This window comes from Peribacillus sp. NPDC096540 (assembly GCF_050278525.1).
Lineage (GTDB): Bacteria > Bacillota > Bacilli > Bacillales > DSM-1321 > Peribacillus.
On record NZ_JBNNTG010000068.1, the window covers coordinates 1 to 10,768 of the forward strand.

Consider the following 10,768-nt stretch of genomic DNA (forward strand, 5'->3'; position numbering starts at 1 on the left):
GTACCTTGCGCTTCCTTAGTGGTTGGTCGATGTGTACCCCCACAGTGGACTTTCACCACCTAGATAGTTGCCATGCCTGGCACACAAGAAAAAGCTGCTTTAAAGACAGCTCCGATCTTCAGCCTGTTAGTTCTATAAGAAAAGCGAACCTTATTCAAGAATCGCGCCCGATTACTAAAGAACGAATATAAAACCTTGGTACCAAATGGCCATGTCATTTATTTATGATACGGTTCACCGCACCTATTCAAGCAGTGATTTTTTAAAAACTGTCAGCCTTTTAATTTTACACTTCTTCTTTAAATCGACGCTGCTGAGGAAGCAGCTGCTTGATCAGCCTTCACACAATCAATTGCAACAACGAGTGCAATAATAATGGTTTCCATCTCTTCATCTATTATTTGAACCTTGTAGCTATCGCCCCAAGTGAACCACTCCTTGCCCACTTTACCTACGATTTTACCATGCTGTAAAACTTGAAAATCCATATCCCACCAATTACCATGTACTTCAATGCCTGCCGCATCAATTGTATATCGTGCTTTTAAGAAGGAAAATTCCTTCTTTATTGTTAATACCTCTCGACCATTCACCTCAACCAAAAACTTTGGTAAAAAGCTGAACACCTTTTTCGTAATGAGTGCTACTTCATCTCTTGCTGTATTCCTAATGGAGAAAGTCTTTGGAACTTGCATAAAACTTCCCTCAACGTAATATACATCCTTCTCCTGCTGATCCTTTACTGTAAATTTCCCGCTAAGACTGAATACCTTCTGCTTTATATAAAGCTGCCTCATACTTATGCCTCCCAACCTTAAGTCTTTTACATTACTTACGTTTGAAATGGGCATTAGTTCCCATCTTATGCATTAAATTCCAAATAATAGTTCCACTCAAAAGCGCCTTCTTTTCCGTTCACCACTATTTATCCTTAACTAATTTACCTTTTGTAAAGTCAGCAATTCTTCCTTCGCAATCTGGCCCAATTGTTGAACAACTCCTTATGTACTCTTGAACTATCCTTCCCCGTTTAGCCAACCATGCAGCGCACGACCAGCTCTGCACCACAGAGAATGAAAATGGTGAAAAACGATAAATCACACCCCCTGTCATCATAAACGTGAAATATAGTTTTCCTGATGATTATAAAATAGACTCTATTAAAAATACTTGGCCTTATTCCCATATCTTGATTGCAGATTGCTTTTAGCATAGGAATGTATTTGAAGTCAGACGTTTTGCATTTTAATGTAAATCTATGTGTTTTATATGTTCCTTCTTCATCATCGTCATGAAACGTTGTCTTTTGGTTTAACCGGTATAAGATCGACTTCTCTTTAATATACTCGTGAAAAAGTGTTTGATTTATGTTTAAAACCATCGGCATAATCGTTTACGTCAACTACGATATAAATATCATCGTTATAAGAATGCAAGGACTTGAATAAAGTGATAGCCCTTTTATATACTCCTTGTAGATATGGGCTATTTTCATAAGCAAAATCACTATCATAGTCCACACCTAATTCAAAACGGATGCCCGTTTTCCAACTATAAAACAACGGCGGTCTAAGTTCTAAGTTCGGGAAATTCCCATTCATAAAATCGTTTAAAAGCATTTTTGCACCTCATTAAGTTCCTTCATTATACCTTTCCTTGTTAACATGTCCCTCTGGTTGCATAAAAAGAAGAGTTGCCTAAGCAACTCCCTTATGGAAGTAAAGCACCTGTTCAAATTATAAAGTCATTATACTATATTACAAATTTTTCCCTAACCAACAAAAATGTGCGTACTTTTCATTTTATATTATATAAAGTATCATTGGTTTTGCAAGAGAAGACTAAATATTCGTTCTTTTCAAAATAGGTGATGAGACATTTCCCAAAAAAAATAAATAGGAGTGACTAAAGTGAAGGCGCAAATTATTCAATCTTTTGGTGAACCCTCCGTATTTCAATTTAAAGAGATTTCAAAACCCGAACTAAAACCTGGACATGTACTTATTCAAGTCAAGGCTACAAGTGTAAATCCCATTGATACGAAAGTCCGTGCTGGTGCAGTTCCAGCCGTTGCCCCCGAGTTTCCGGCAGTATTACATGGAGATGTTGCAGGTTTGGTAGCTGCAGTAGGTGAAGGAGTAACCGAGTTTAAAGTTGGCGATGAAGTGTTTGGATGTGCGGGAGGTTTTAGAGGGACTGGCGGTGCACTTGCAGAGTTTATGCTTGCAGATGTCGATTTACTTGCTCACAAACCGAAAAATTTGACGATGGAAGAAGCCGCTGCTTTACCATTGGTTGCCATTACTGCATGGGATGCATTATTCAATCGGGCAAATCTTGTCCCTGAACAGGATATACTGATCCATGCAGCGACCGGCGGAGTAGGACACATTGCCATTCAACTGGCGAAATGGGGAGGGGCGACAGTCTATACAACCGCCTCTTCGCAAGAGAAGCTGGAGATTGGCACGCGCCTTGGTGCAGATGTAACTATTAATTATCGAGAAGAAAGCGTTCACGACTATGTACAGAAATATACAGATGGAAAAGGATTTGACGTTGTGTTTGACACGGTAGGAGGTGAAAACCTTGATCGCTCCTTTGAGGCGGCCGCAGTACATGGAACGGTAGCAGCCATCGCTACCCGTTCGACCCATGACCTCTCCCCAGTGCATGCAAAGGGACTTTCTCTGCATGTTACCTTTATGTTGTTAAAGATATTAAACAAGGACATGCATAAGCATTATCGGGAAATTTTGAAGAAGGTTACTCGGTTGGTTGAGGAAGAGCAGCTGCGTCCGCTTGTGGATCCAAACATTTTTACGTTTGATGAGGTTTCAAAAGCCCATGAGTACATGGAGTCAGGCAAGGCGATAGGAAAAATAGTTTTGAAAAATAATTGGTAATATCATAAAACAATTGAAATGCCTCAACAACTTTATGTTCATTTAAAAATAGACGGTACAGTGAGAATTTCTATAAAATTCTCACTGTACCGTCTGCTTTTTATTTTTAATTATTTTGGTTCTTCATTCCAAATTAAAATACTATATACCTCAAAAAAAATTCATTTTCTGCCCCGGTGCATAAAAATAACAACCGTTGATCAAATGAAACCTATTACAGACTTTTTTTCTATCTGTATACCATTGCCCCTTCAACTGGTTGATTATTACGAAACTTTATCAGTTACTTGTCCAGCTATATCAATAATTACGCTGGATTCTTGTTTAGTTTTAGCGACTATTAGCCCAATCAAAAAGCCCACTAATCCTGTGCTAATCCATCCAACTCCATGCTCGAATAAGGGAATGAATCCAAATGTATGGTTAATTGCATTTGTTAAGATATGCGCTTCTTTTAAAGCATCAAGCAGAGCAACCAATCCGACTCCCGCTACAGTGCTCACATATACGGACCGATAACCTTTAAATAGATTATTGGCAAATATTAAAGCAATCAAAGCAATGGCCAATGGATAAAGCAGCAGCAATATTGGAGAAGCAAGTGTTAATACAGTATTCAATCCAAAGTTTGTAATAATTGTTCCTATGATAGAAAAAACTATAATCCATTTTTTATAGCTAATAGACGGAACAATTCGTTCAAAGTATTCAGAAACTGCTGCCAGACATGCCACATTTGTTGTAATTCCTGTGAGGAAAATAATTGTTCCTATGATATAAATTCCATAATTCCCAAACAGAGCAATAGCACTCGCAGCTAAAACTTCTCCCCCGTTTTCTTTTAACCCAATTGCATCTACACTGGAAGCACCCATCCAAGCCATTGAAACCTGTAAAGCAACTAACCCAATAATTGTTATGGTCCCTGCTTTGATAAATAGCTTGGAAACTTCTTTTTCAGATTTTATTCCTAACGAACCAATTGACTTAATGAAAATGCCGCCAAATATAAAAGCAGCTAGTACATCCATTGTATAGTAGCCTTGCGTAAACCCTTTTAAGAAAACGCCTTCTATGTATTCCTCTCCAGGAGCCCCTATTTTGCCCATCGGTGTTATAAATGACTTTATAATCAATACTGCTAGCAATATTGAAAAGATGGGGGTAATAATTTTACCCAGGTTATCTACCAATTTCTTTGTATCCCAGGAGAGCAGGACCGTCAATAGAATAAATAACACTGAAAATACAAGCAGATACAGCCTTTCATTTGCTACACTTTGAATTAAGGGATTTAAACCGATTTCATAAACAACAGAGGTTGTTCTGGGAATAACATAAATAGGTCCCAACGTTAGAAAAAGTAACATTGAAAAAAATGTTGCAAAGCGTGGGTGGACCCTTCCTGCAAGTTTTTCTACAGTACCACCTCCACGAGTCAGAGCAATGATAGCTAGTAAAACCAGTCCAACGCCTGTTATCAAAAAACCTCCCATGGCAAGCCAAGTGTTTGTTCCCGCCTGTTGACCTAACATCGGGGCAAATATAACGTTCCCCGCTCCTAAAAACATGGCAAAGAGCATTAACCCAATAGACAGCACTTGTGAAAAGGACACTTTCTTATCCATTGTTATTCCCCCTTAATACTTATTAAAGCTGCGGGAACGGCTGAAAGAGCCCTTCCTAAAATATCCTTTAATAAATGGCTGCATATTTCTTTATACTTTCGTTAGTTTCTTCTTGCTTAATCTTCCTAATAGAAAGGCACCCGCTCCGATCCCGATTAGGGTTTTCGTTTTTTTGTTGAATGTCTGTTTAGCTACTAAGTTAAGGTTTTGGGGACGCTCCGCCAAACGGCGCATAAAGTATCCATACCAGTCCACTCCAAATGGAACATAGGTACAAAAATTGTATCCTTCCTTGGCTAAACTCAACTGCATATCCTTTCTGAATCCGTAAAGCATTTGGAATTCATATTTCTCTGTTGGTATGTTATTCTTTTTCGCGAGCTTTTTCACATGATTAATGATTTGGTGATCATGTGTAGCAATGGATGTAAATTTACCATGCAGGAGATGATACTCGATTAACTCAATGAAATTTTGATCAATATCTTTTTTGTCTTGATATGCGACATTTTCAGACTCTTTATAAGCGCCTTTTACGATTCTTAACCGGTAATTTTTATATTTTGTAATCATATCTTTCGCATTATAAAAATAAGCCTGAATAACCGTTCCAATATTATCATAGTCTTTGGAAAGTTCATCAATTAAATCAAATGATGACTGAAGATGACCATGATCTTCCATATCAAAATTGATGAATACATTATATTTGTACGCGCTTTCAACAATTTCCGATAGATTTTCAAGGCAGAAACTATAATCAATATCCTGGCCCAGTTGAGTAGGCTTTAAGGAAATATGGGCATCCAATTGATGCTCATAAATAGCTTCAATAACGGTAAGAATCTTGTTTTTCGCCTGCAAGGCTTCTTTCTTTTCAAATACAAACTCACCAAGGTTATCGATTGTTGCAGAAATTCCGTTTGCATTCAATTCTTTAACACTCTTCACCATTTCTTCAATATTCGTTCCTGCTACGACAGACTGGGCACCAAGTTTAAGCCCCCATCGTTTTGCACCGCTATTAAGCATCTTATTTTGAGAAAGCATAATAAAAAAATCTTTTGTTATTGTCAAAGTAGTGACCTCCATCATTTTGAACTGGACTTTTTACCAATTCAATTATATTTAGCGTTAATCCCAGAATTTCACTTAATAAAATTCACTTCAATTTTTCAAACCGGTTGCTAACATCCTTTATAAAAGGCAGCATAAAAGCTGCCTTATTTTTTAAATTGTTTCACTAATCGTTTTTGCCTGCATGTGTAAAATAAGATAGTCAGGGCCTCCTGCCTTGGAATCTGTTCCTGACATGTTAAAACCACCAAATGGCTGGTAGCCAACAATCGCTCCTGTGCAGCCACGGTTAAAATAAAGATTTCCTACATGAAATTCTTCTTTTGCTCGTTTAATATGATCAGGATTATTTGAGAGTAACGCTCCAGTTAGCCCATAATCCGTATTGTTCGCTATTTCCATCATGTGATCAAAATCGCGGGCTTTACAGAAAGCCAGAACAGGACCAAAAATTTCTTCCTGCATAATGCGTGCTTTTTCATCAACATCAGCAAAAATAGTTGGCTGGATAAAGTAGCCTTTAGAGTCGTCCCCTTCACCGCCGGTTATCAACTTGCCTTCTTCTTTTCCAATTTCAATATATTTTTTTATCTTGTTAAAAGAAGCTTGATCAATAACTGGCCCCATGTAGTTATTCATGCTTTCTGGATTACCGATTGATAAAGTATTTGTTAAAGCAGCTGCTTTTTCTAAAACTTCGTCATAGACATCTTGGTGTACAACCGCACGTGAACCAGCCGAACATTTTTGCCCCGAGAATCCAAATGCTGAGTACACGATCGAGGATGCCGCTAAATCTAAATCAGTATCTTTATCTACTACAACAGTATCTTTTCCACCCATTTCAGCAATCACACGCTTCAACCAGACTTGGCCTGGATGTACTTTTGCGGCTCGTTCATAAATACGGCAGCCAACCTCACGTGAACCTGTGAAAGATACAAAGCGGGTTTTAGGATGATCAACAAGGTAATCACCTACTTCTGCACCACTTCCTGGAATGTAATTGATTACTCCTTCAGGAAGGCCAGCTTCTTGTAATAGTTCCACAAATTTAGCTGCTATTACAGGTGTATTATTCGACGGCTTTAAAAGAATGGTATTCCCTGCTACGATTGCTGCTGCCGCAGTTCCAGCCATAATCGCCAATGGAAAGTTAAATGGGGAAATAATAATCCCTACACCAAGTGGAATATAATTAAAAGTATTTGCTTCTCCTTCTCTACTTTCTACAGGAGCCCCCCCTTTTAATTGCATCATTTGGCGTCCATAAAAAGTCAGAAAATCAATCGCTTCTGCCGTGTCTGCATCCGCTTCTATCCATGGCTTTCCGGCTTCCTTCACTAGATAAGCAGAAAATTCATGTTTTCGTTCACGGAGAATCTTTGCTGCACTAAATAAAATATTCGCCCGTACTTCAGGATCTTCTTTTTTCCAAGTATCGAAAGCAACTAGCGCAGCTTGCATTGCCTTTTCAGCCAGCTCTTTATTAGCTTTGGAAACGCTTCCGATTACTTCTTCCTTATTCGCTGGGTTAATCGAAATGATTTGTTCATCTGTTGTAATCGACTCGCCCCCGATAATTAGGGGGTAGCCTTTACCCATCTCTGACTGAACAACTTTTAATGCTTGATTAAATGCATTTTTATTCTCTTCAATCGTAAAATCAGTGAATGGCTCGTGCTTATATTTTTCTTGTAATGTAGTATTCATAGTCATGTAGTTTCTCCTTTTATAGATAATAAGTTCGTAAACAGGCTTAATAAAAAATGTGGAAACCTCATCAAATTTTGATTAAGTGAAGCAAGCCATATAGGTATGCTTCACTGTCATCGGCTTCCTGTGTATTAAGCATTTTCCAATACAAACTGCTGATTTAAGGTAAAGCCTTGTTGATATGGATCGGTTTCTTCTAAAGCAAATCGATGTAATCCGGTAACCCAGGCTGCCCCTGTAATCTCAGGAATAATGGCATCGAAACCTGATACTGTCGTTTTCCCAACTACTTTACCTATAAATCTGGAATCGATAATACTTTCTTGAATAATACTTTCACCAATTTGGAGATCCAGGGTTGCTAATTTGGCTGAAGTACCTGTACCGCATGGGGAACGGTCAATTTGTCCGTTCCCAAAAACAACAACATTGCGATAATGATTCTTCTCCTTTTTTAAGCTGAACTCTATAAGATCCACCGTGCAAATATTGGGGTTTTGCGGATGCTCAAAATAAAATTGCTCATTAAGCATTTGTTTTATTCTCATACCAAGTTTAGATAAGACAAGAATTTCGCTTGTTTCTAATTTCAAATTAAATTGTGACGCGTCTACAATAGCAAATATGCTGCCGCCGAATACAATATCTAATTTGATAGTTCCATAGCCTTCAATAACAATATTCACATTTTTTTCAAGAACAAAAGATGGCACATTCCGGAACGACACTTGACTAACTTTCTGATCTTTATATTTAGCTGTACATTCTACCTTGCCTGACGGTGTATCAAGAAAAAACAATTCCTTTTGAGGTAACAAGCCAAACTGTATACCTGCAGTAATAGTGCCGATTGTGCCATGACCGCACATATTAAGATAATCACCGCTGTCCATGAATATTAAGCCTGCATCACAACCTTCTTGAGAAGGTTCACAAAGAATAGCCCCAAACATATCCTGATGACCGCGTGGTTCGTTCATTAATAAATTTCTTAGCCAAGGTATTTCTTTTTTAAGATTATTTTTTTTTTCTAACATTGTATCTCCTGAAATTTTTGGAACCCCACTTACAATAATTCTTGTTGGCTGACCCATTGTGTGGGTATCGATTGTTTCAATAAATTTAGAAAAATTGATCATCACTACACCTTCTCTTTTTTCACAAAAATTTGCATTCTACTAGACATAATGCAATTTGCATGCCAAAAACTTTTTTCCAGCATTACTTCAATCAAAAAAACAAAATTAACAATAAGTCATTCTCTTTTATATAACGTGTATGTTCCTTATTCTGAACTGATGGAGCTGGGTTAAAGGGGTGGTACAATAGCAAGATTAATACGTAATAATAAAAAAAAAATCAAACTCTAAATATAAATATTGAATAGACTTCATTTTTAAAATATTATAAAAAGTGTAAATATTATTTACATAATGTAAACCTGTAAACTTACACAAAAGAGCCGTAAAAGGAGGCAGATCAAAATAGCGGATTTTAGCAGAGATAATATCCTTTTTTATTTAGAAGCTATTTTAAAAACCAGTAAAGACGCAGTCACTGCTGTTGATAAAACGGGGCGGGTTGTTTACTGGAATGAAGCAGCAGAGAATACTTATCAAATTGAGTCAAATGAAATAATAGGGAAAAACATAGAGAACTATTTTCAAATGAAGGACATTAAATTGTACGAAATTTTAAAAAACAAACAGCCAATATTTGATGTTTATCATCAACCTCGTCCTGATAAGCATATTTCAATCAGTTCTTCTCCTGTTTTTGACCATGGTGGCAACCTGATTGGCGCTATATCGGTAGATCGTGATATTACAGCTACCGTAAAACTAAATGATAAGCTTTCCGTTACAACCTCGAAGCTACAAGATTTAAAACAGCAAATCATTAATCAGGCTAAAAACTTACCGTTCTCCAGCATAAAAGGCAGCAGCAAAATTATTAATCAGATAAAGGCATCCGCTATTAAAGTAGCAGCAACTGACGCAACAGTGCTGATATTAGGAGAAAGTGGTGTAGGGAAGGAACTTTTTGCACAGGCCATTCATGAGTCAAGTTCTAGAAAAAAAAGGCCATTCGTTCCTATTAATTGTGGTGCGATCCCTTCCCCCTTATTTGAAAGCGAATTCTTCGGCTATGAAAAAGGTTCGTTTACAGGAGCTGAACAGGGTGGCAAGGCGGGAAAACTAGAAGAAGCAAATGGTGGTACACTATTTTTAGATGAATTAGGCACAATGCCTTTAGATATCCAGGTTAAATTCTTGAGAACTCTTCAAGAAGGAGAAATATATAGAGTAGGTGGCACAAAAGCAATCAAAGTAGACATAAGGGTAATAGCAGCTACAAACAGCATGCTGGAGGAGATGGTGGAAAGAGGGGAATTCAGAGAAGACTTATATTATCGTCTGAATGTGGTTCCCCTTCATATTCCCTCACTTCGAGAGAGATTAGAAGATGTTCCAGAGCTGGTAAATTTATTTATAGAAGAGTTCTCTATTAAATATCAAAAAGAAATACAATTTCAATCGAATGATATGATGGAGTTATTTTCCTCATACCACTGGCCTGGTAACATAAGAGAATTAAGAAATTTTGTAGAGAGACTTGTGGTCATGACTGATGACGCTGTATTGCAAGCCAGTGATATATTGAATATTTTTCCACAAAAGGCAAAAAAAATAACGTTTGAACATGCTAATATCACATTTCAAGATGAGATAAGCTTAATAGAAAAAGAACGAATAAAAAGTGCATTAGAAAAAACGCACGGTAATAAGACATTGGCAGCTAAGGAATTAGGCTTTTCAAGAGTTACTCTTTACAAAAAGATAACAAAGTATGGACTTTACTATTAATTTCGAACTTTTCTTTTCACCTTTAAAAACGCAAAAATCATTTAAGGCCAACGCAAACGTTAATAATAGTGTTTCTCAATACTTTTTCCAATATTGCTTTCAGAATTAATACACCCCTATTACACAAAAAAAGATATGTACCGTAAAGAGGAATTCCCTTGTGTATTTATGCTCGAACTCATGTCTAAAGATCTAGGACTAATAATAGCTGAGACAGATCGCCTGGAAACCATATTAACACTTGCTGCATTAGCAAATACTACCCATTTTGTTCTGCAAAAGAAAATGGAATAGCAAAATAAAGTTGAAGGATATAATTTGTAATATTAGGGCATCCCCTGGGGTGCTCTTTATTATGCAATCAAAAGAACAATGATACTTATAGTATTCAAATTTTTCTTTTGTAGTTATTGAAGTAAACTGCCCCCTTTGCCTCCTTAAATCGAGTAGGAGGAGGCGCCTAGCCTCCGACCTCTCACCCGTACATACCGTTCGGTATACGGCGGTTCAGTTTAAGTCTGACGTAGTTTTGTATATCGTTCATATAGATTTACTAACCCTTGGTGGTGCCAAT

General features: G+C 37.3%; 7 protein-coding genes and 1 pseudogene. 2 read left to right on the forward strand and 6 right to left on the reverse strand.

The window, feature by feature from the left end; translation table 11 throughout:
- Window positions 1-299 precede the first annotated feature (299 nt).
- Together ACQKMR_RS27355 and ACQKMR_RS27360 are read right to left on the reverse strand one after the other, a co-directional pair.
- Entirely contained in the window at window positions 300-797 is a 498-nt protein-coding gene (locus ACQKMR_RS27355) for an LURP-one-related/scramblase family protein (RefSeq protein ID WP_427700085.1), read from the reverse strand.
- Between the two features lie 296 nt (window positions 798-1,093).
- Window positions 1,094-1,619: pseudogene (locus ACQKMR_RS27360) on the reverse strand (DUF3885 domain-containing protein); the annotation flags it as partial.
- Between the two features lie 291 nt (window positions 1,620-1,910).
- Here ACQKMR_RS27360 and ACQKMR_RS27365 point away from each other — a divergent pair.
- Window positions 1,911-2,906, forward strand: a complete 996-nt coding sequence (locus tag ACQKMR_RS27365; protein ID WP_427700086.1) for a zinc-dependent alcohol dehydrogenase family protein — start codon at window positions 1,911-1,913, stop codon at window positions 2,904-2,906.
- Window positions 2,907-3,172: 266 nt separating this feature from the next.
- Here the strand turns inward: ACQKMR_RS27365 and brnQ are convergent, their stop codons facing one another.
- The 4 genes from brnQ to ACQKMR_RS27385 form a co-directional block, all read right to left on the reverse strand.
- On the reverse strand, window positions 3,173-4,534 hold the full coding sequence (brnQ, locus tag ACQKMR_RS27370; protein ID WP_427700087.1) for a branched-chain amino acid transport system II carrier protein: 1,362 nt from the start codon (window positions 4,532-4,534) through the stop codon (window positions 3,173-3,175).
- A 90-nt stretch (window positions 4,535-4,624) separates the two neighbouring features.
- The gene (locus ACQKMR_RS27375) at window positions 4,625-5,584 is read right to left on the reverse strand and encodes a proline dehydrogenase family protein (protein WP_427700089.1); all 960 of its coding nucleotides are present in this window, start codon (window positions 5,582-5,584) and stop codon (window positions 4,625-4,627) included.
- A gap of 180 nt (window positions 5,585-5,764) precedes the next feature.
- On the reverse strand, window positions 5,765-7,324 hold the full coding sequence (pruA, locus tag ACQKMR_RS27380; protein WP_427700090.1) for an L-glutamate gamma-semialdehyde dehydrogenase: 1,560 nt from the start codon (window positions 7,322-7,324) through the stop codon (window positions 5,765-5,767).
- 134 nt (window positions 7,325-7,458) lie between these two features.
- On the reverse strand, window positions 7,459-8,466 hold the full coding sequence (locus ACQKMR_RS27385) for a proline racemase family protein (RefSeq protein WP_427700088.1): 1,008 nt from the start codon (window positions 8,464-8,466) through the stop codon (window positions 7,459-7,461).
- A 345-nt stretch (window positions 8,467-8,811) separates the two neighbouring features.
- Between ACQKMR_RS27385 and ACQKMR_RS27390 the strand changes: the two genes are divergently transcribed.
- Window positions 8,812-10,194, forward strand: a complete 1,383-nt coding sequence (locus tag ACQKMR_RS27390) for a sigma-54 interaction domain-containing protein (RefSeq protein ID WP_427700091.1) — start codon at window positions 8,812-8,814, stop codon at window positions 10,192-10,194.
- Window positions 10,195-10,768: the final 574 nt, after the last annotated feature.